Source organism: Ottowia sp. VDI28, assembly GCF_049532675.1.
Taxonomy (GTDB): domain Bacteria; phylum Pseudomonadota; class Gammaproteobacteria; order Burkholderiales; family Burkholderiaceae_C; genus Ottowia.
Window position 1 is genome coordinate 2,761,094 of record NZ_CP149820.1, and the last position, 20,403, is coordinate 2,781,496.

At 62.6% G+C, this 20,403-nt stretch carries 13 protein-coding genes and 1 pseudogene; 4 read left to right on the forward strand and 10 right to left on the reverse strand.

What is annotated here, in order from left to right; translation table 11 throughout:
- Nucleotides 1-87 precede the first annotated feature (87 nt).
- Together WJU18_RS13210 and WJU18_RS13215 are read left to right on the forward strand one after the other, a co-directional pair.
- Entirely contained in the window at nucleotides 88-2,499 is a 2,412-nt protein-coding gene (locus WJU18_RS13210; RefSeq protein WP_423460498.1) for a UvrD-helicase domain-containing protein, read from the forward strand.
- A 194-nt stretch (nucleotides 2,500-2,693) separates the two neighbouring features.
- Nucleotides 2,694-5,942: a choice-of-anchor U domain-containing protein gene (locus WJU18_RS13215; RefSeq protein WP_423460499.1), complete on the forward strand. Its 3,249-nt coding sequence runs from the start codon at nucleotides 2,694-2,696 to the stop codon at nucleotides 5,940-5,942.
- Nucleotides 5,943-6,016: 74 nt separating this feature from the next.
- On the opposite strand, the gene WJU18_RS13220 is transcribed toward WJU18_RS13215, so the two are convergent.
- From WJU18_RS13220 to WJU18_RS13245, 6 genes are all read right to left on the reverse strand, one after another.
- A complete protein-coding gene (locus WJU18_RS13220; RefSeq protein WP_423460988.1) occupies nucleotides 6,017-7,030 on the reverse strand; it encodes a bifunctional metallophosphatase/5'-nucleotidase in 1,014 nt (337 codons plus the stop codon).
- Nucleotides 7,031-7,250: 220 nt separating this feature from the next.
- A complete protein-coding gene (locus WJU18_RS13225; RefSeq protein ID WP_423460500.1) occupies nucleotides 7,251-7,931 on the reverse strand; it encodes a metallophosphoesterase in 681 nt (226 codons plus the stop codon).
- 82 nt (nucleotides 7,932-8,013) lie between these two features.
- The gene (locus WJU18_RS13230) at nucleotides 8,014-9,087 is read right to left on the reverse strand and encodes a PLP-dependent cysteine synthase family protein (RefSeq protein WP_423460501.1); all 1,074 of its coding nucleotides are present in this window, start codon (nucleotides 9,085-9,087) and stop codon (nucleotides 8,014-8,016) included.
- Nucleotides 9,088-9,092: 5 nt separating this feature from the next.
- Entirely contained in the window at nucleotides 9,093-9,872 is a 780-nt protein-coding gene (locus WJU18_RS13235; RefSeq protein ID WP_423460502.1) for a BPSS1780 family membrane protein, read from the reverse strand.
- Nucleotides 9,872-10,858, reverse strand: a complete 987-nt coding sequence (locus WJU18_RS13240) for a homoserine kinase (RefSeq protein ID WP_423460503.1) — start codon at nucleotides 10,856-10,858, stop codon at nucleotides 9,872-9,874. The genes WJU18_RS13235 and WJU18_RS13240 overlap by 1 nt, the downstream gene beginning before the upstream one ends.
- Before the next feature lie 6 nt (nucleotides 10,859-10,864).
- Entirely contained in the window at nucleotides 10,865-11,230 is a 366-nt protein-coding gene (locus tag WJU18_RS13245; protein ID WP_423460504.1) for a hypothetical protein, read from the reverse strand.
- A 67-nt stretch (nucleotides 11,231-11,297) separates the two neighbouring features.
- On the opposite strand from WJU18_RS13245, the gene polA reads away from it, so the two are divergent.
- Together polA and WJU18_RS13255 are read left to right on the forward strand one after the other, a co-directional pair.
- Nucleotides 11,298-14,117 (forward strand): DNA polymerase I, encoded by a 2,820-nt coding sequence (polA, locus tag WJU18_RS13250; RefSeq protein WP_423460989.1) that lies wholly within the window; start codon nucleotides 11,298-11,300, stop codon nucleotides 14,115-14,117.
- Entirely contained in the window at nucleotides 14,117-14,560 is a 444-nt protein-coding gene (locus WJU18_RS13255) for a PACE efflux transporter (protein ID WP_423460505.1), read from the forward strand. Before polA ends, WJU18_RS13255 begins: the two co-directional genes overlap by 1 nt.
- Nucleotides 14,561-14,586: 26 nt before the next feature.
- Here WJU18_RS13255 and WJU18_RS13260 read toward each other — a convergent pair whose 3' ends face one another.
- The 4 genes and pseudogenes from WJU18_RS13260 to prfB form a co-directional block, all read right to left on the reverse strand.
- On the reverse strand, nucleotides 14,587-15,234 hold the full coding sequence (locus tag WJU18_RS13260; RefSeq protein WP_423460506.1) for a GDSL-type esterase/lipase family protein: 648 nt from the start codon (nucleotides 15,232-15,234) through the stop codon (nucleotides 14,587-14,589).
- 242 nt (nucleotides 15,235-15,476) lie between these two features.
- The gene (locus tag WJU18_RS13265) at nucleotides 15,477-16,502 is read right to left on the reverse strand and encodes a class 1 fructose-bisphosphatase (RefSeq protein ID WP_423460507.1); all 1,026 of its coding nucleotides are present in this window, start codon (nucleotides 16,500-16,502) and stop codon (nucleotides 15,477-15,479) included.
- 61 nt (nucleotides 16,503-16,563) lie between these two features.
- A pseudogene (gene pepN, locus WJU18_RS13270) lies at nucleotides 16,564-19,248 on the reverse strand (aminopeptidase N); the annotation flags it as partial.
- Between the two features lie 32 nt (nucleotides 19,249-19,280).
- Nucleotides 19,281-20,385 (reverse strand): peptide chain release factor 2 gene (gene prfB, locus WJU18_RS13275; protein WP_423460508.1). Its coding sequence is split into 2 segments (ribosomal slippage): nucleotides 19,281-20,303 and nucleotides 20,305-20,385, totalling 1,104 coding nucleotides; the frame shifts between segments, so codons are not numbered across the junction.
- Nucleotides 20,386-20,403 lie beyond the last annotated feature (18 nt).

Genomic DNA, 20,403 nt, shown 5'->3' on the forward strand with positions numbered 1-20,403 from the left:
AAAACCGGGCCAAGAAAACTTGGGCCCGGTGATTGATTGTACGTTGTCTTGAAAACAGTTGCAGGCCATGCTTTCTACAATGGGCACATGTCCTTGTTTGATTTTGAAGCGCCGTCCAGCGCCGCCGCCGAGTTGCCTTTGCTTGCCGGCCTTAACCCTGAACAAAAAGCTGCCGTTACTCTCCCGGCCGAGCACTCACTGATTCTGGCGGGCGCCGGCTCAGGCAAGACGCGCGTGCTCACCACTCGCATCGCCTGGCTTTTGCAGACAGGGCAGGTCTCGCCCGGTGGCATTCTGGCTGTTACATTTACGAACAAGGCGGCCAAGGAAATGCTGACCCGTCTGACGGCCATGCTGCCGCTGAACGTGCGCGGCATGTGGATCGGTACTTTTCACGGTCTTTGCAACCGCTTTCTGCGCGCGCACTACAAGCTGGCCAATCTGCCGCAATCGTTCCAGATTCTCGATTCGCAAGACCAGCTTTCCGCCATCAAGCGCCTGTGCAAGCAGTTCAACATCGATGAGGAGCGTTTTCCGCCCAAGCAACTGCAGTGGTTCATCTCCGGTTGCAAGGAAGATGGCGAGCGGCCGGCTGACGTGGTGGCGCGCGATGAAGAAATGCGCCGCAAGATCGAGATCTACCAGCTCTATGAAGACCAGTGCCAGCGCGAGGGCGTAGTTGATTTTGGTGAGTTGATGCTGCGCAGCTACGAGCTGCTGCGAGACAACGATCCGGTGCGAGAGCACTACCGGCGGCGTTTTCAGCATATCCTGATCGATGAGTTCCAGGACACGAACCGCCTGCAGTACGCATGGATCAAGATGATTGCGGGGATGCCCGCCGAAGGCGGCGGGGCGGTCATGGCGGTGGGCGATGACGATCAGAGCATCTACGCCTTCCGGGGCGCGCGCGTGGGCAACATGGCCGATTTCGTGCGCGAGTTCCAGGTGCAGCACCAGATCAAGCTGGAGGAAAACTACCGCAGCTACAGCAACATCCTGGATAGCGCCAACGAGTTGATCAGCCACAACAAGAAGCGCTTGGGCAAGCAGTTGCGCACATCACAGGGGCCGGGTGAGCCGGTGCGTGTGTACGAGGCGCCGAGCGATTTTGCCGAGGCCGAGTGGCTGGTGGAAGAGCTGCGCCAACTGGTGAAAGGCGATGGGTTCACGCGCAGCGAGGTGGCCGTGCTGTACCGCAGCAACGCGCAGAGCCGGGTGATTGAAACTCAGCTTTTCAATGCCGGCGTTCCCTATCGGGTGTACGGCGGCTTGCGCTTCTTCGAGCGGGCTGAAATCAAGCACGCGCTGGCTTACCTGCGCCTGCTGGAGAATCCTCGTGACGACACCAGTTTCCTGCGCGTGGTGAACTTTCCGCCGCGCGGCATTGGTGCGCGCACCACGGAGCAATTGCAGGATGCGGCACGTGCGGCGGGTTGCTCGCTCCATGATGCGGTCAGCGCGGTGCCCGGGAAAGCGGGCGCGAATCTGAGCGGATTCGTGGCCAAGGTAGATGTGCTGCGTGAGCAAACCGCCGGGCTGACCTTGCGCGAGATCATTGAAGCCGTGCTGGATGTCAGCGGCTTGATCGAGCATTACCGCGCCGAGAAGGAAGGCGCAGACCGCATCGAAAACTTGGAGGAACTGGTCAATGCGGCAGAGAGCTTCGTGACCCAGGAGGGCTTCGGCCGCGATGCGGTGGCGCTGCCGGTCGATGAGCACGGGCTTCCTTTGACGCAGAGCGCGGTCAGCCAGGGCCTTGATCCTGACGCAGCGATGCTCAATGAGCCGTTATCCGCTCCGGTGGATGAGGAAACCGGTGAAACCCTTTCGCCGCTCGCCGCTTTCCTGACCCACGCGGCTCTGGAGTCCGGAGACAACCAGGCCCAGGCCGGTCAGGATGCGGTGCAGTTGATGACCGTGCATGCCAGCAAGGGACTGGAGTTTGATGCCGTGTTCATCACCGGGCTGGAGGAGGGACTGTTCCCGCATGAAAACTCCATGAGCGACTACGAAGGCCTGGAGGAGGAGCGGCGCCTCATGTATGTCGCCATCACCCGCGCGCGCAAGCGCCTGTACCTCTGCCATGCGCAAACCCGCATGCTGCACGGCCAGACGCGTTACAACGTGCGCAGCCGGTTCCTGGAGGAGCTGCCTGAGAGCGCGTTGAAGTGGATCACTCCAAAGCGTTCTGGGTTTGGCTCGGGCATGGGCGCAGGATTTGGCGCCGCCGCGTCTTCAGGCGCCAGGATGCAGCCCGCTTGGGGTCGCAGCGGAATTGGAACGGAGACATTCGCCAGCCCGCCCGTACCGCCCCAGCGCGCTGCTCCAAGCCACGGAATCAAGGCCGGCCTGAAGGTGTTTCATACCAAATTCGGCGAAGGCAAGGTGCAGGCGGTGGAGGGTACGGGCGACGATGCGCGTGCCCAGGTCAATTTCCCGCGCCATGGGGTGAAGTGGCTGGCATTGTCCGTAGCCAAGCTGACGGTGGTGGAATAGTTCCGCTTTTCATCGGAATAAGGGGCATTCCGAACTGAGGGCGCCTATCGCACGATGGAGGAGCAGCGCACCGCTGTTGGGATGAGGGTGAGCGGGGAGATACGTACCGGCGGGAGGAGTTGTCACGCAGGCTTCATAAAAGAAACAAAAAATAAGAAGCGCCGTCAATTCCAGTACACGGCGTATTCCCCACCATGAAGAACTGTTCCCTCACTCTTGCCAAGCCATCATTCGCTCGCCTTGCACCCCTGACGTTGGCTCTGGCCGCCGCGGGCTTGAGCATCTCCGCCCAGGCGGCTCTGGTTATCACAGAAGTCATGCCGTCCGGCAGTTCATCCGACTGGTTTGAACTGACCAACACCGGCAATACCGTTGTCGATCTGACTGGCTTCAGGATGGACGACAGCTCTTTTGCATTCGCGAATTCCGTTCCCCTGACGGGGATCGCTCTGATCGCGCCGGGTGAGTCGGTGCTGTTCACCGAAGACACCACAACTACTGCTTTCATCGGCAGCTATGGCGTATGTTTGAACAATGTCCGCGTTGGAGTCTACTCCGGCTCGGGCGTGGGCCTGGGCGCAGGCGGAGACGGTGTTGTCGTCTACAGCAGCGGTGGCGTTGAACAGACAAGGCAAGCCTTCGGTGCCGCCACGAGCAAAACCTCGTTTTACTTCACGGCGAACAATAGTCAGGGTACCGTCAGTGCGAGCGGAGCCGGTGGCGCAGTGGCCTGCAGCAATACCGATATCGCCTCGCCCGGGAAATCGGACGGCACCGTCGCTCCTCCCGGCGCTCCTGTCGCTCCCGGCGCTATGGGAATTTCTTCCACCGGCTTCACGGCCACCTGGACAGCTCCGGCCACAGGGGGGACTCCAACAGGTTACATCGTGGAAGTGTCCGCGGACAGTTTCGCGACGGTGGCCAAGACAGCGGTTGTTGGCAACAGCACCAGCGTGTCCGTGACCGGCCTGAACCCCGGTACCTCTTACGCATACCGTGTGCGGGCCCTCAACACTGGCGGGCCGGGATTCAACGCCACCGCCTCATCTTTCAGCACCCTTGCGGGCCTTTCCACCACGCTGGACAACAACTCGGCTTATTCAAGCGTGATGGGCGATGTGAACGAACATGGGTTCACCTTCGCGCTGAACAATGCGGCTGGCGCCGTGACGCTCACGGCTGTGTCCAGCAACCAGGCCGTGGTGCCCGACGCCAACCTCCAGATCACGGGAGCCGGTCCCTATACGCTGAGCCTGACCCCCTTGGCAGTGGGCAAGGCCGATCTCACCGTGACGGCCAGCGACGGGGTGACGCAACTCACGCGTACCATCCATTACGCTGCTTCGGCCAACACCGGCGGTACCGCCGGGACGCGCTGGTACACGGGCCGCTCCGATGGATCTTCGGCCGTCGTGCTCGACTCCGCCAGCATGCTGGTGGCGGACGATGAGGCCCCAGGCCTGGGAAGCGAGGGCAATGCGGCACAAAGCGGTAGCGGCAATGCTTTCTCGGCCTATAGCCGTAGCGCTAGCGGTTTGCCGCTCAAGCCGCTAGCGCTGGATGGTGCTGCCTTGGGCCTGGGCACTGGCAAAAACGGCGTCGAATGTACTACTCCCAATCTCTACACGGGCATCGCCGACTGCGATGCTGATGCAGAGGTCGATAGCGAAGCCAGCTTCCAGACGGCAGCCGGCGGCCCCATTTTCTTGATCGGATCGCATTCGAACAGCAAGAAAGGCAAATCCAGGCCCGACCGCTGGCGTTTTATTCAACTGTCGGCGACCGGTGGCGGGAGCAGCACGAGCCTGAGCATGACCGGCTACTACAAGTGGCTGCGTGAAGACCTGCGAGCTTGGGATGCCGGCAACACGCACGGCTTGGGCGCCGACTATTTCGGCATTTCGGACAGCTCGGCCGGGGCCTCCGGTGGCGATGAAAGTTCACCCAAGGCTCCGGAAACCGCCACGCTCAGCGGCTTTTCCATCGAGGGCATGACCACCAGCCCGGACAATTCGGCGGCTTGGCTGGGTTTCCGTGCGCCGCTGGTGAGCGCGCCTGGCGGGCCGGCCGTGACCGCGGACAGCGTCACGGGCCGTACTCACGCGCTGATCGTTCAGGTCACGAATTACGGTGCCTTGCCAAATGTCAGTGGCGGTGCCAAGAGCACCGCCACGTTCGGCACGCCGATCCGCCTGGATCTGGGTGGGCGCGGCATCCGCGAAATCCGCAAGGGCGATGACGGCCAATACCTCATCATTGCGGGCACGGCGGGCGGCACGAGCCTGCCCTTTGCTCTCTACTCCTGGGACGGCAGCGTCAATACGGCCGGTTTGGCCGTCAACCTGCGCCTGCTCGATGCGAATCTGAGCGCCTTTACCAAGCCCGCCACCGAGTGCGCGGCTGAAGGCATTGTCAGCCAACCCGCGAACCTGGCGGCCGGTGGCGAAGCCGATTTGATCAGCGACTGCGGCGACCAGGATTTCTACGGCGATGGCACAGTGGCCAAGGACTTGCCCTACGCCGCCTGGAAGAAATTCCGTGCTGACGTTGTGACGCTGCCTGCGCTGCCCACAGTAGCTATTTCCAGCGGTGCGGCCACGACGACCACCCTGCCGTTCACGGCCACCCCGTCTGCCGCAGGTACGCTGTACGCCGTCGTGCTGCCCCAAGGGGCACCGGCGCCGAGCTGGGAACAGGTCGTGGCGGGCACGGACTCCACCGGAGCAGCGGCTGTCTACAGCAGTGGCGCCGTCACTGCCGCCGCTGTTCCTCAGAGTCTGACGGCCACGGGGCTGACCCCCAGCGCCAGCTACGATGTCTATGCCGTGGTGGTGACTGCAGGTAACTATGCTGGCGCGTTGAATAAGGGCGCTGGCTTCAGCACATCTACACCGGTCACCATCGGCACAACGCTGGACACAGGTGCCCCAACTGGCACCAGCGGCAGTGTGGCGGCCAATGGATGGGTGTTCGCTGACAATTCGGCGGGCTTCGCTTCACCGGCGGTCACACCTCCCAACGTTGATGGCTACACGTTCCCGTATGGCCAGTTCAGCTTCGTTCTGGTCAACGGCGAGGCAGGCTCGTCGGCCACTGTGAGCCTGAATCTGCCACGGCCTGCTCCTGCCGGCTCGGTGCTCTGGAAGTACGGACGTCAGGCGCCTGGCGGTGCACAGGCGTGGTACCAGATCACTCCGAGCTTCTCGGGAGACCGCAAGACGGTGAGTTTCACGGTAGCGGATGGGCCAGGAGACACGACCGGAGACGACGACCAGACGGTCAACAGAGTCATCGTCGATCCTGTGCTGCTCGCGGTGCCCTCTGCTGGCGGTGGCGGCACAGTGGCGGCTGTCCCCACGCTCTCGGAAGTGGGCCGCTGGCTGCTGGCACTGGCCCTGACGGGCTTGGCTGCGCTGAGGATGCGCTCGCGCCAACGTGGGTGAAAGGCTTGGGGCTTGACCCTTCCTGAATGAAAAAGCCCGCCAATTGGCGGGCTTTTTCTTGAGGCATCGCCCGATCAAGGCAGTGTGACGCCGCCCTTGGTGATCACGGCCTGGTGAGAGTATTCACTGGCTGCGGGGCGGCCGATGCTCCCTTTGGCGCGGATGTAGTCCACAAAAGTCTGTGTGTAGAGCAGATAGTTGTTGACGTAGTTGCCGCTGTCGTAGATTGGTTTGAAGCTGGTGTAGCCATCCTGCCCTTTGGCCACGAAGTCGTTGGTAGCCACGATGTACGTGTGCGCAGGATCGATGGCAGACCAGGCGCCCGTCTGACGGTTCTTGACTTCCAGCTGAGTGAACCGCTCGCCTTTGGTCTTGCTCATATCGAGATGCCAGCGCAGGCCTGCCGCGTAGGGATGGCCTCCTCCCGTGGTTTGGCCGGCGTCGAGATAGTTGGCAAGGGCATCTTCCAGGACCGCGGCCACCTGTTGGCCGGTCACGGGCAACTCGACCAGCACATTGGAGAAGGGCAGCACGGTGAAGGCGTCACCCATGGTCAGGGTGCCAGCCGGCAGCGGCACGCGCACGCCTCCCGCGTTCTGGATGGCGATGTCGGCGCGCAGGCTGGCTTCCAGGAAGGCCTGGGCGACTACTTGCGCGGCATCGCTGCCACGGGCGAGCTGGTTCGCGTTTTCGCAGCCGGCCACGCCAGCGCTGCGGTTGGTGCTTTCACCGGGCGTGCGTACCAGGCAGAGTGCTTCGGTCGTGGAGCCGATGGGCTCTTTCTTCATCACGTCGACCTGGCCGGAATAGGTTTTGAGCACCGAGGACGCATCGGCATCAGGGGCGATCATTTTCAAGCCCCTGTCGGCGGCCACGGCAGCGGCGATCTGCTGCTGGGTAGCATTGTCCACGGCAGCCCAGTTGCCATCGGTGCCCTTGCGTTTGAAGCTGTCGCCGATGATGAGCGAGGCTTGGCCAGTGCAGGATGTGATCTCACCCTGCTGATTGAAGACGATGTGCATCTCGCCCATCGCCTTGCTGTATTCCCAGGCCTGGCCGATACACACCGGTTTCCCGTCCTTGTTCATGGCTTGGGTAGGGTAGGGGCCGGAGGTCGCGTAGCCGCTGCCCTGCGCGCTGAAGTCGCCCAGCAAGGTGTGCGAATCGCCGCCGATGATGACGTCCACGTCGGTCAGTAGGGGGGCGAGCGCCTTGTCGGCGTCATAGCCCAGGTGCGTGAGCAGCACGATATGGCGGACGCCCTGGCTCTTGAGCTGATCAATGGTGCGCTGAGCGGCAGTGGCTTCGTCATCGAAGACCGTGGTGGCGAGCGGGCTGGAGGAGTTTTGCGTCTTGCTCTTGATGGTCAGCCCGATGATGCCGACCTGAACATCCTTGATGGTCTTGATGATGTAGGGCTTGAGGTAGTCGTTTTCTGCCTTGGGCGCCAGCGGCGTGCCCACTTGCGGGTGGATATTGGCCGCCAGTACGGGGGTTGCAGGAGCCGGCCTGCAGGTACTCGATGAAGCTCTTGAGTTGCGCATCGCCGTCATCGAACTCATGGTTGCCCACAGCCATGGCGTCGAAACAGATGGTGTTCATCATGTCAGCGTCGGCCTTGCCCTTGAAGAGCGTGTAGTACAGGGTGCCTGTATTGGCATCGCCAGCGTGGAGCTTGAGTACATCTTCACGGCCGGCATACTGCTTGAACACGTTGGTGACGCGCGCGAAACCGCCGAGTTCGACCTGCGTGTCGATGCCGCTAATCTGCATCGTCTGGTCAGCGATGGGATCCAGGTTGGAGTGATGATCGTTGATATGGGCGATCGTCAGATCGAGTGGGGCGACTTCTTCAGAAGCATCGTCGCTGCCGCCGCAAGCAGCCAGGGCCGTGGCCAGAGCAAGTGGCGCGAGCAGCAGAGGGGCGCGGCGGGGGCGAGGCAGGTGAAAGTTCATCTTGGCGAAGGAAGAGCGGTTGAAACGCTCCATGCTCCGCTGGCTTGATGAAGATATATTGACAGTGAGGTTGCGTTGCGGTGAGGGCTGGAAACGTGTTCAAAGTCTCTTAGGGTCAGACTGCAGGGGTGTCCCAACGACCATGCACGCAGGTACTCTTGAGTTGCTGCAACCAGGGCGCAATATCATGACCGTTGACCTGCAGCCATTCGTCGTTGTAGAGCGTATCCAGATACCGCTCACCACCGTCGCACGCAAGGGTGACGATGCTGCCCTTTTCGCCGCGCGCGTTCATTTCGCAGGCCAGGTGCAGAGCGCCATAGAAATCGGTGCCAGTGGAGCCGCCGAAGCGCTTGCCGACCAATTTCTCCAGGTGACGCGCGGCGGCAAATGAGGCGGCGGTAGGCACGCGCATCATGCGGTCGATCACACCGGGTATGAAGGACGGTTCCACGCGAGGGCGGCCAATGCCTTCGATGGCCGAGCCGCGGTCGCTGGTGAGAGCTGGGTTGCCGCTTTCGTAGTAGTCAAGAAACACCGAGTGCTCGGGATCCACCACGCAGAGCTGCGTGGCGTGGCCCTGGTAGCGCAGGTAGCGGCCAATGGTGGCAGAGGTGCCGCCGGTACCGGCACCCACCACGATCCAGCGTGGGATGGGGTGCGGCTCAGCCTTCATCTGCTGGAAGATGGATTGCGCGATGTTGTTGTTGCCCCGCCAGTCGGTAGCCCGCTCGGCGTAGGTGAACTGGTCCATGTAGTGGCCGTTGCATTCGCGCGCCAGGCGTTCGGCCTCTGCGTAGACTTCATCGCTTTTGCTGACGAAGTGGCTTTTGCCGCCATAGAAGGCGATCTGCGCTACTTTGGCTGCCGAAGTGCTCTTCGGCATGACGGCAATGAAGGGCAAGCCGAGCAGGCGGGCGAAATAGGCCTCGGAGACAGCGGTGCTGCCGGAGGACGATTCAATGACCGTCGTTCCCTCGTTGATCCAGCCATTGCACAGCGCATACAGGAACAGCGAGCGTGCCAGGCGGTGCTTCAGGCTTCCGGTCGGATGCGTGGATTCGTCCTTCAGATAGATCTGTATCCCGGAAAAGGCGGGAAGCTCGATCGGAAAGAGGTGGGTATCTGCCGAACGCTGAAAATCACGCTCGATGCGCCGGATGGCATCATGTATCCAGAGGGATGACATAGGCTTTAAAGTGGAGTCTCTTCTTCTGCGCTGAAGCTGTCGCGGAAGGTGAACCAGAGCGAACTGAAGAACATCGCTGCAATCATGATCGCGATCGGCATGAGGCCGAACGAGGCGATCGAGGCGCTGCCAGTGAACACGGAAAGCAGGAGCAGGACCAGTCCGGCCCCGAAGGAGATAGCCATCCACATCATGCCGTAGAGAAGAAAGGCCTTCGTATTGCGCAGCACGGCCACGATGCTGAAAAACAGGCTCTTGAGGGGCGGCACGCCATGCCAGTGCACCAGAGCCGGCGCATGCCAGAAGGCCAGCGACAAGGGCAGGTAAAGCAAAGTGGAGACCCACATGGCGGTGCGGAACGAGGGGTCGGTGACCATTTCGCGCGTGATGCCGCCGCCATTGACGTAAAGCTGGGCGAACTGCCCGCCGTCGATCAGCGCGGAGATACCCATCACGATCAGCACGCCGATGGCATAGAGCGCACCCAGCCACAGCATGGCGCGCACGCGCTGCGGCCCCTGGCGCAGAGCCACCGCCAGTATCAGTGGCATGGGAAAGCGCCCGGCTTCAGCTTCTCGCGTGGCCGCCATCAGCCCCACGGTGGCGGCCGGCACCAGTACCAATGCCGCCACGCCACCGATGAAGGGAATGATCGCCACCACCGAGATGCTGACGATGAACATGAAGAAAAGCCCGATGAGGGCCAGCGGCTGCTTGAAAAAAATGCGTACGCCATCGCGCACCCACTGAATGCCAGTGCGGGCGGGAACGATGTTGAGTTTCATCACGGTGAGAGCGGTTCGGCGATGCGTGCCCGGAGCACGCGCTCGAAATGACTGGGGTCGTGTGCCTTCAGTATGGCTGCTTCGCGGGGCAGGTGGAAGTCCCACAGGCGCGAGATCCAGAAGCGCAGCGCACCGGCCCGCAGCATGGCCGGCAGCAGGCGGCGCTCCGCCGAGGTGAGAGGGCGAACGGATTCGTAGGCCTGGAGCAGCGCCTGGGTGCGGGGCGCGTCGGCGCGCCCGCTGGGGAGATCGATGGCCCAGTCGTTCAAGGTCACACTGAGATCGAATACCCAAGTGTCGATGCCGGCAAAGTAGAAGTCAAAAAAACCGGAAAGCACGGGCTCTTCGCTGGTGCCCTCGAACATCACGTTGTCGCGGAACAGATCGGCGTGCACGGGGCCCCGGGGGAGCGCCGCGTAAGCGGAGCCGGCCGCGGTGTGGTTCTGAAAGGCCAGTTCGGCGCGAAGGAGGTTGGCCTGGGCCTCGTCGAGGTGGGGGAGCACCACGGGCACGGTCTCATTCCACCAGGGCAGGCCGCGCAGATTGGGCTGGCGGCCCTCGTAGTTGCGTCCTGCCAGGTGCATGCGTGCCAGCATGCCGCCCACGGCAGCGCAATGGGCGGGCGTGGGTGCAAGCTCACTCTTGCCGCGCAGCCGATTGACGACGGCGGTGGGCTTGCCCTTCAGGGTATGGAGCAGATCATCTTCCCCTGGTCCTACGCGCATCCCTTCGGGTTTGGCACATGGATCGGGTACGGGAATGCCATGCTGCGCCAGATGCTTCATCAGATGCAGGTAGAACGGCAATTGGGCATGGCTCAGGCGCTCGAACAGCGTCAGCACCCAACGGCCCTCGGAGGTCGTGGCGAAGTAGTTGGTGTTCTCGATGCCACCTTCGATACCGCGCAACTCGGTCAGGGCACCCAGGCCCAGCGATTGCAGCAGTTTGCCCGCCTCGTCTTCGGAGACTTCAGTAAAGACCGCCATGGAGTGTTAGAAATTCAGAACTTTCCAGACGCGCTGGCCGGCTGAACCCGGGCCGGATTCGCCGCTATTGATTCTGCTGTTGTCGGCGGGGCGCACTTCGTAGGCGGGAACGCTGGCCTTGGGCTGCACGGTAATGCTTTTGGTTTCGCCGCCGGAGCGGAGTTCGTCCACGCGGCTGCCGGCGTCTTCCACACGGATACGCTCGATGCGCTGATTCCTGCGGTCGTGCTGCAGAGGGTCCTGGCGCTCGATGACGCTGCCGGAGGCCGGTGCGGGTGAAGAGGGGGCGGCGGGTGCCTGAGCCAGCGCCGCGACGCCGCCGAGGCATGCGGCCGCCAGCAGGGCAGCCTTGAGGATGATCGTGGGTCGCATACAGCCATTGTAAGAGGCTGCATGCCCTGATGCTTGTGTGCATATGCACTGCATGCACAATCCTGTCATGACCGAAAACGCCACCGCGCCCGTTACCGCCCCCGACGCCTCGCCCATCAGCCCCTCCGTGCTGCTGGTCGATGGCTCCAGCTACCTGTACCGCGCCTTTCATGCCATGCCGGATCTGCGCGCCGACCCGAGCGACCGGGAGAGCCAGCCCACAGGTGCCATCCGGGGCATGATCAACATGCTCACGCTACTTCGAAAGCAGTACCCGCAAGCGCAATACGCCATTTGCGTGTTCGACGCTTCGGGCCCCACGTTCCGCGACGATATCTATCCTGAGTACAAGGCGCAGCGCGCGCCCATGCCGGATGATCTGCGCAGCCAGATCGCACCGATCCATGAGGTGGTTGATCTTCTTGGCTGGAAGGTGCTGGCCGTGCCGGGGGTGGAGGCCGACGACGTGATCGGCACGCTCGCCAGGGCGGCGGAGAGCCAAGGCATGGATGTCGTGATCAGCAGCGGCGACAAGGATCTTGCTCAACTGGTGACGGAGCGCATCGTCATCATCGACACCATGAGCGGCAAGCGGCGCGATCTGGCCGGCGTGCAGGCGGAATTTGGCGTGCCTGCGTCGCTCATGATTGATTATCAGGTTCTCCTGGGCGACTCGGTGGACAATGTTCCAGGCGTTGACAAGGTGGGCCCCAAAACCGCGGCCAAGTGGCTGGGCGAGTACGGCTCGCTGGATGCCATTGTGGCCAACGCGGACAAGATCAAGGGCGCGGCCGGCGAGAACCTGCGCAAGGCGCTGGAATGGCTGCCCACCGGCCGCCAACTGCTGACCATCCGGACCAATTGCGATCTCTCCGGCCATGTGGACGGTTTGCCTGCCATGGGCTCGATGGCCGTGCGGGACATGAACACGCCAGCCGTGGCCGAGTTCTATGCAAAGTACGGCTTCAAGACGCTTGCCAAGGCGTTGGAGGCCAGCCTGCCCAAGGCAGAGGCCAAGGCCGAAGCGCCCTCGAGCGCCATGGGCGATCTGTTCGCGGAGGCGCCGGTGGCTTCCAGCGCGGGCGATGAGAAGTACGACATCGTGCTCGATTGGCCCGCTTTCGACGCCTGGCTGAAGAAGATCGAGGCTGCCGGACTGACCGCGCTCGATACCGAAACCACTTCGCTGGATGAAATGCAAGCCCGCATCGTGGGTATTTCCTTCAGCGTGGCGCCGGGCGAGGCCGCGTACATTCCCCTGGCGCATACCGGTCCTGATGCGCCGGAGCAGTTGCCCATGGATGAGGTGCTTGACCGCCTGAAGCCTTGGCTGGAAAACCCCGAGAGGAAGAAGCTGGGCCAGCACATCAAGTACGACCGCCATGTTTTCGCCAACCACGGCATAGAAGTGCAAGGCTACGCGCACGACACCATGCTGGAAAGCTATGTGCTCGAGGCGCACAGGCCGCACGGGCTGGCCAGTCTGGCCGAGCGCCATGTGGGGCGCCAGGGCATCCAGTACGAGGATCTCTGCGGCAAGGGCGCGCACCAGATTCCCTTTGCGCAGGTGGCGGTCGAGAAGGCCGCGCAATATTCGTGCGAAGACTCCGACCAGACACTGGATGTGCATCTGGCCCTGTGGCCGCGCCTTGAGGAAAACGACAAGCTGCGCGCCATCTATGAGCTGGAAATCGAAAGCAGCGAGGTGCTTTACCGCATCGAGCGCAATGGCGTGCTGATCGACGCCGATACGCTGAAAGCCCAGAGCCACGAGATGGGCCAGCGCATTCTGGCGCTCGAGCAGGAGGCGCACGATCTGGCTGGCCAGCCTTTCAATCTGGGGTCGCCCAAGCAGATCGGCGAGATCTTCTTTGTCAAACTCGGCCTGCCGGTGGTGAAGAAAACCGCGACCGGCGCACCTAGCACCGATGAGGAAGTGCTGGAGAAGCTGGCGGAGGACTACCCGCTGCCGGCGCGCATTCTGGAACACCGGAGCCTTTCCAAGCTCAAGGGTACCTATACTGACAAGCTGCCTCTGATGGTGAACCCCGCCACAGGCCGGGTGCACACGCATTACGCACAGGCAGTGGCGGTGACGGGGCGGCTTTCAAGCAACGATCCGAACCTGCAGAACATCCCGGTTCGCACGGCAGAGGGCCGGCGCATACGCGAAGCCTTCGTGGCCGCGCCTGGCCATGTGATCGCCAGCGCCGACTACAGCCAGATTGAATTGCGCATCATGGCCCACATCAGCGGTGATGAGGCCCTGATGCGCGCTTTCACGGAAGGGTTGGACGTGCACCGGGCCACGGCGGCCGAAGTGTTCGGCGTGGCGCCGGACCAGGTGACGAGCGAGCAGCGCCGATACGCCAAGGTGATCAACTTTGGCCTGATCTATGGCATGAGCAGCTTCGGTTTGGCACGCAACCTGGGCATCGACAATACGGCGGCGCGCAACTACATCGCGAAGTATTTCGAGCGCTATCCGGGCGTGAAGAAATACATGGACGACACCCGCGAGATGGCCAAGGAAAACGGCTATGTGGAAACCGTCTTCGGCCGGCGCCTCTATCTGCCCGAGATCAAATCACCCAACGGCCCGCGCCGTGCGGGCGCCGAAAGGGCAGCTATCAATGCGCCCATGCAAGGCACGGCAGCCGATCTGATCAAGAAGAGCATGGTGCAGGTGCAGCAATCGCTGGATTCCGAGCAGCGCCAGACGAAAATGATCATGCAGGTGCACGATGAACTTGTGTTCGAAGTGCCCGAGGCAGAAGTCGATTGGGTGCGCTCGGAGATTCCGCGCCTGATGGCGGGTGTGGCGCAATTGAAGGTACCGTTGCTGACCGAGGTGGGCCTGGGGCCCAACTGGGAGAAGGCACACTGATGCAAGGGATCAAGCGCAAGATCGTCTATGTCAGCCTTTTCGAGGTCATTGCCATTGCCGCCACCACACTCGGGTTTTCCTACTTTTCAGGGCAAAGTGCCAGCCACTCCAGCCTGTTGGCAGTCGCTTCCTCCGCCATCGCAGTGGCCTGGAATCTGACTTACAACACTGTTTTCGAGATGTGGGAGGCGAAGCAGACAGTGCGCGGCCGGAATCTGAAGCGCCGAGTGGCGCATGCGCTGGGCTTCGAGGGCGGGCTGACCATCGTGCTGGTACCGCTCTTTGCCTGGTGGCTTGAAGTCTCTTTGTGGCAGGCCTTGGTGCTCGATATTGGTTTGATCGTCTTCTTCCTGATCTACGCCTTCATTTTCAACCTTGCCTTTGACCGCGTTTTCGGCCTGCCGGCTTCGGCGCAACCATTGCCGGAGCCGATGCCTCGGTGACCAGCGGCATGCTGGCAAGCTACACGTCAGGCCAGCAAGCCTGACGTGCGCAATTGCTCTGCCAATCCCTCGGCAAAGAGGCGATAGCCTTTGGCGTTGGCATGTACCTGATCGGAGCGCAGGCTGGCATCTGCGAGCACTTGGATCCAGCCATTCGCATGCAGGGGGAGCTTCAGCTCATCAGCCAATTCCGCATAAAGAGGATGGTCGGTGAGCTTCCCTGTGCTGGCCGCGAGCAGCGAGAACTGCGGCACGGACACGAGCATGGCCTGTGCGCCTGAAGCAGTGATGGCGCTGCAGATCTGCCGGATGTTCTCCTTGGCGCTGGCCGCGCTCATCTGACGCAGAAAATCATTGCCGCCAATGCTCACGATGACGAGCGCGGGTTGATGCTCCGACAGCAGCGCTGGCAGGCGCGCAAGGGCCTGGGAGCTGGTGTCTCCCGATACACCGCCATTGACCACTTCCCATCCCGTCAACTCGTGCAGCACGGAGGGATAGGCGGTGGCGGCGTCAGCCCCCACACCGGAGGTCAGTGAATCGCCCAAGGCCAGCACGGTGCTGCCTGAGGCCACCGCTTGAGTCTTGGGTGCACGTTGCTTGCTGCAAGCTGCGAGCAAGGCGGTGGCGGAGAGGAGTCCCAGGAGGTGACGGCGGGAAACAAGAGGGCTCATGCGATGGTTTCCAAGTGTGAAATAAAGACAGAGCAGAGACTATTTTGAATAATTTAATTCAAGAAAAATTGGAGAAATTGGGATCTGACCCCAATTTCTCGAAAAATAAGGATGAGCTCTAAATGCTTCACTTCCCGCCATTGACCGTCATCCCCGCGTAGGCGGGGATCCAGTGCGACTTACTTAAGCTCCCCGGATTCCCGCCTGCGAGGGAACGACGGAAGTTGGCGAATAGTGAGCCGTTATTGCGCGCGGCCTGCCGCCTGCTCCAGGTGGTAGGAGGTCACGCGCTCCACCTCGTTCTTGCTGCCCAGGATCACGCTCACGCGTTCGTGCAATTGCCCGGGCTGGATGTCGAGGATGCGTTCACGGCCATTGGTGGCCGCACCGCCAGCCTGTTCGACCAGCCAGCCCATGGGGTTGGCTTCGTACATCAGGCGCAGCTTGCCGGGCTTGTGGGGCTCCCGCTTGTCCCACGGGTACATGAAGACGCCGCCACGCGTCATGATGCGATGCACGTCAGCCACCATGCTGGCGATCCAGCGCATGTTGAAGTCCTTGCCGCGCGGGCCTTCCTGGCCTTGCAGGCACTCATCGATGTAGCGCTTGACCGGTTCGTCCCAGTGGCGCATGTTGCTCATGTTGATGGCGAATTCCTTCGTGTCCGCCGGAATGCGCACGTCGTCGCGGGTGAGCACGAAGGAGCCTTGCTCGCGGTCCAGTGTGAACATGGCCACGCCGTCGCCCACCGTCAGCACGAGGGTGGTTTGCGGGCCATACACGCAATAGCCGGCAGCGACCTGGCAGCGGCCGGGTTGCAGGAAATCGTGCTCTTCCACGCCGCGGTCGTCCTCGGGCATCTTCAGCACGCTGAAGATGGTGCCGATGCTCACGTTGACGTCGATATTGCTGGAGCCGTCGAGCGGATCGAACAGCAGCAGGTATTCGCCGCGCGGGTAGCGGTTGGGCACCAAGTGGATGGCTTCCATTTCCTCGCTGGCCATGGCGGCGAGATGGCCACCCCATTCGTTGGCTTCGATCAGCACCTCGTTGGCGATGATGTCGAGCTTTTTCTGCACTTCGCCCTGCACGTTTTCGCTGCCCGCGGAGCCCAGCACGTCGCCCAGAGCCCCTTTGTTCACGGAGTGGCTGATCTGTTTGCAGGCCCGCGCTACCACTTCTAGCAGCAGCCGCAGCTGTGACGGGATATGGCCGTCGACGCGCTGCTTCTCGACCAGGTAGCGGGTAAGGGAAATACGGCTCTTCATGACTGGGCTTCCTGCTCGGTGCCTGTGGTGGTGTCTGGGGGGTATCGGGGCGGGCGCTGGCGGCAAGCGTGCGGGTGATGACTTCGCGCACGTCGTTGCTCAGATCCGTTCTGGCGGCCACGCGCTCGATGGCCGCTCGGGCGGCGCTGCGATAGGGCTCTGCCAGCCGGGCCCATTGGTCCATGGCGCGCGCCAGGCGTGAAGCCACCTGCGGATTGAGCTTGTCGAGCTCGATCACGCTGTCCGCCCAGAAGGCGTAGCCCGCGCCATCGCGCCGGTGGAAGCCCGCCAGGTTGCCGTGGCAGTAGTTCGAGAGCACGCTGCGTGCCCTGTTCGGTGTACGCAGGCTGAAATCGGGGTGCTGCGTGAGCTTCTGGACGATCGGCAGGATATGGCCCGCCTGGTCGGGGGCCAGAACCTGCAGGGCAAACCATTTGTCGAGCGCCAGGGGCTCGGCGCGGAACAGCTCGTAATAACGTGCCAGTGCGCGTTGCGCGAGCTCGTGACCGCTGCTCAGCAAGGCGGTGAGGGCGTTCAGGCGGTCGGTCATGTTGCCGGCGTCCTTGAAGCGCTGGTAGGCCTTGCCGGGCCACACCGTTTCAGTGTCGCGGGCGGCAAGGCACAGCGCGCTCAGCGCGAGGCCGGCCAGCGCGCGGCGGCCGCTGGAGACAGGATCGGGCTGGTAGGCGCCGGTGTCCTTGCATTGCTCGTAGGCCCATTCCCAATCGGCCTGCAGCTCGGTGGCCAGTTGCCGCCTCATGGCTTCGCGCACGGCGTGGATGCGCTGGGGATCGAACTCGTCGAGCTGTTCGGCGATGTAATCGTCGTCGGGCAGGCTGAGCACCAGGGCCTTGAAAGCGGCATCCAGGTCAGGGTGGCGCAGCACGCCCCGCAAGGCGGCCAGGTAGGCATCGTCCAGCGGCCTGGCGGGGAGGGCGTCCGTGCTGGCCGAGACGAGATCGATCGCGATGCGCAGACCGAGCTGCTGGGCTGCTTCCCAGCGGTTGAACGGGTCGCTGTCCTGGGCGAGCAGGCGCATGAGCTGCTCGGAGGTGTAGTCGCAATCGAGTTTGACCGGGGCGCTGAAGCCGCGCAGCAAGGACGGCACGGGCTCGCTTTCCACATCCACGAAAGTGAGCGTGGCCCGCGGCTCGGTCAGCACGTAGGTCATGCTGCCTTGCTGAGCGCTCTGCTCATGTCCCTGCAGCCGCAGGGGCAGATCGCGGCCGTCTTCGGCCACCAGACCAAGACGGACAGGAATCACGAAGGGCTCTTTCGCCGGTTGCCCCGGCGTGGGCGGGCAACTCTGGGCGAGCTGGAGGGTGTAGGTGCGCGCGGCGGCATCGTAGCGGCCTTCGGCTTTCACCACGGGCGTGCCGGCCTGGCTGTACCAGCGCTTGAACTGGGGAAGCAGGCGGGCGAGGTCGCTGCCGGGGTTGGCATCGGCCATGGCCTGAGCGAAATCGTCGCAGGTGACGGCTTGGCCGTCATGGCGCTGGAAGTACAGGTCCATGCCCTTGCGGAAGCCATCGCGGCCCACGAGCGTCTGGTACATGCGCACCACCTCGGCGCCTTTTTCATAGACGGTGGCGGTGTAGAAGTTGCTGATTTCCAGGTACTCGTCAGGGCGCACCGGGTGCGCCATGGGGCCGGCGTCCTCGGGGAATTGCGAAGAGCGCAGGTCGATCACGTTCTCGATGCGCTTGACGGCCCGCGCGCTCGGCGTGCCGGCCAGGTCCATGCTGAACTCCTGGTCGCGGAAAACCGTGAGGCCCTCTTTCAGCGAGAGCTGGAACCAGTCGCGGCAGGTGATGCGGTTGCCCGTCCAGTTGTGGAAATACTCATGGCCGATCACGCTCTCCACGGCATCGAAATCGCTGTCGGTGGCGGTGGAGGCCTTGGCCAGCACATACTTCGTATTGAAGATGTTGAGGCCCTTGTTTTCCATCGCGCCGGCGTTGAAATCGCTGGTGGCGACGATCATGAAGCGCTCCAGGTCCAGCGAGAGGCCGAAACGGGCTTCGTCCCACAGCACGGAGTGAATCAGCGAATTCATGGCGTGCTCGGTCTGGTCGAGATCACCGGGGCGCACATAGACCTGCAGCAGGTGCTCGCGGCCCGAACGTGCCACGATGCGCTGCTCGCGCGCGACCAACTGGCCGGCCACCACGGCGAACAGATAGCAGGGTTTCTTGTGCGGATCCTGCCATTTGGCAAAGTGGCGCCCGCCTTCCAGCTCGCCTTCGTCCACCAGGTTGCCGTTGGACAGCAACACGGGGTATTTGGCCTTGTCGGCACGCAGCGTGACGCTGTAGCTGGCCATCACGTCCGGACGATCCAGGAAATAGGTGATACGGCGGAAGCCCTCGGCTTCGCACTGCGTGAAAAATGCACCGCCGCTCAGGAACAGGCCCATCAGCTTGGTGTTTTTCTCGGGGTTGCAGGTCGTGAAGATTTCCAGCTCGAAGGGGGCGTCGCCCTCGGGCAGGCTCTCCAGAACCAGCCGCTCGCCCTCCATGCGGAAGGACGTGCCCTGGCCATTCACCAGCACCCGTGCCAGATTCAGCTCATCGCCATCGAGCCGCAGGGGCTCGGCCGGTACATCCGGGTTGCGGCGCAGCGTCATCTTGTTCAGCACGCGCGTCTTGGTCGGGTCGAGATCGAACGTGAGATCCACGGTGTCGATCCAGAACGCTGGCGGGGCATAGTCCAACCGCTTCGTCACGGTGGTGTGTCCTTCACGCATGGGGATTCCTTCTTTACTTCGAATGGCAGAGCTTAGACGCCCTGTTTCAGGCTGGCTTCAATGAAGGCGTCGAGGTCGCCGTCCAGCACTTTCTGGGTGTTGCTGATTTCCACGTTGGTGCGCAGATCCTTGATGCGGCTGTTGTCCAGCACATACGAGCGGATCTGATGGCCCCAGCCGACGTCGGTCTTGCTGTCTTCGAGCTTTTGCTGCTCTTCCATGCGCTTGCGCATCTCGTGGTCATACAGGCGCGAGCGCAGGCGGCGCCAGGCGACGTCGCGGTTGGAGTGCTGGCTGCGGCTGTCCTGGCACTGCACAACGATACCGGTCGGGATGTGCGTGAGGCGCACGGCCGAATCGGTCTTGTTGATGTGCTGGCCACCCGCGCCGCTGGCACGGTAGGTATCGGTGCGCACGTCGGCGGGATTGATGTCGATCTCGATGGAGTCGTCGATCTCGGGGTAGACGAACACACTGGCAAAGCTGGTGTGGCGGCCGCCGGAGGAGTCGAACGGGCTCTTGCGCACCAGGCGGTGCACGCCGGTTTCAGTGCGCAGCAGGCCATAGGCGTATTCGCCCTCGATCTTGATCGTGGCGCCCTTGATACCGGCGGTTTCACCCGGTGTTTCGTCTTCGATATCGGTCTTGAAGCCCTTGCGCTCGGCGTACTTCAGGTACTGGCGCAGCAGCATGCTTGCCCAATCCTGGGCTTCGGTGCCGCCGGCGCCGGCCTGGATATCCAGGAAGGCATTGCTCGGGTCGGCCGGCTGGTTGAACATGCGGCGGAATTCGAGCTCTTCGACCAGCGCGGCGAGCTTGGCCGCTTCTGCCTCGATCGTCTTGATGCCGGTTTCATCGCCTTCTTCGCGGCTCATCTCGAACAGCTCGGAGTTGTCGGCGAGCTCTTGCGTGAGCGTGTCGATCACGCCGACCACGCCGTCGAGCGCTTTCTTTTCCTTGCCCAGCTCCTGGGCCTTCTTCGGGTCGTTCCAGACCGTGGGGTCTTCCAGCGATGCGTTTACCGTGCGCAGGCGTTCAGCTTTGGCATCGTAGTCAAAGATACCCCCGTAACGCAGCGGTGCGCTCAGTGAGGTCTTCGAGTTGCGCGCCGATCTGGTTAATGTGTTCTGCGTCCATGATGTGATCCTGATGTGG

Coding starts and splice junctions, on each gene's coding strand:
- WJU18_RS13210 (WP_423460498.1), top strand. CDS start 88: ATGTCCTTGTTTGATTTTGAAGCGCCGTCCAGCGCCGCCGCCGAGTTG.
- WJU18_RS13215 (WP_423460499.1), top strand. CDS start 2,694: ATGAAGAACTGTTCCCTCACTCTTGCCAAGCCATCATTCGCTCGCCTT.
- WJU18_RS13220 (WP_423460988.1), bottom strand. CDS start 7,030: ATGAACAAGGACGGGAAACCGGTGTGTATCGGCCAGGCCTGGGAATAC.
- WJU18_RS13225 (WP_423460500.1), bottom strand. CDS start 7,931: ATGGAGCGTTTCAACCGCTCTTCCTTCGCCAAGATGAACTTTCACCTG.
- WJU18_RS13230 (WP_423460501.1), bottom strand. CDS start 9,087: ATGTCATCCCTCTGGATACATGATGCCATCCGGCGCATCGAGCGTGAT.
- WJU18_RS13235 (WP_423460502.1), bottom strand. CDS start 9,872: ATGAAACTCAACATCGTTCCCGCCCGCACTGGCATTCAGTGGGTGCGC.
- WJU18_RS13240 (WP_423460503.1), bottom strand. CDS start 10,858: ATGGCGGTCTTTACTGAAGTCTCCGAAGACGAGGCGGGCAAACTGCTG.
- WJU18_RS13245 (WP_423460504.1), bottom strand. CDS start 11,230: ATGCGACCCACGATCATCCTCAAGGCTGCCCTGCTGGCGGCCGCATGC.
- polA (WP_423460989.1), top strand. CDS start 11,298: ATGACCGAAAACGCCACCGCGCCCGTTACCGCCCCCGACGCCTCGCCC.
- WJU18_RS13255 (WP_423460505.1), top strand. CDS start 14,117: ATGCAAGGGATCAAGCGCAAGATCGTCTATGTCAGCCTTTTCGAGGTC.
- WJU18_RS13260 (WP_423460506.1), bottom strand. CDS start 15,234: ATGAGCCCTCTTGTTTCCCGCCGTCACCTCCTGGGACTCCTCTCCGCC.
- WJU18_RS13265 (WP_423460507.1), bottom strand. CDS start 16,502: ATGAAGAGCCGTATTTCCCTTACCCGCTACCTGGTCGAGAAGCAGCGC.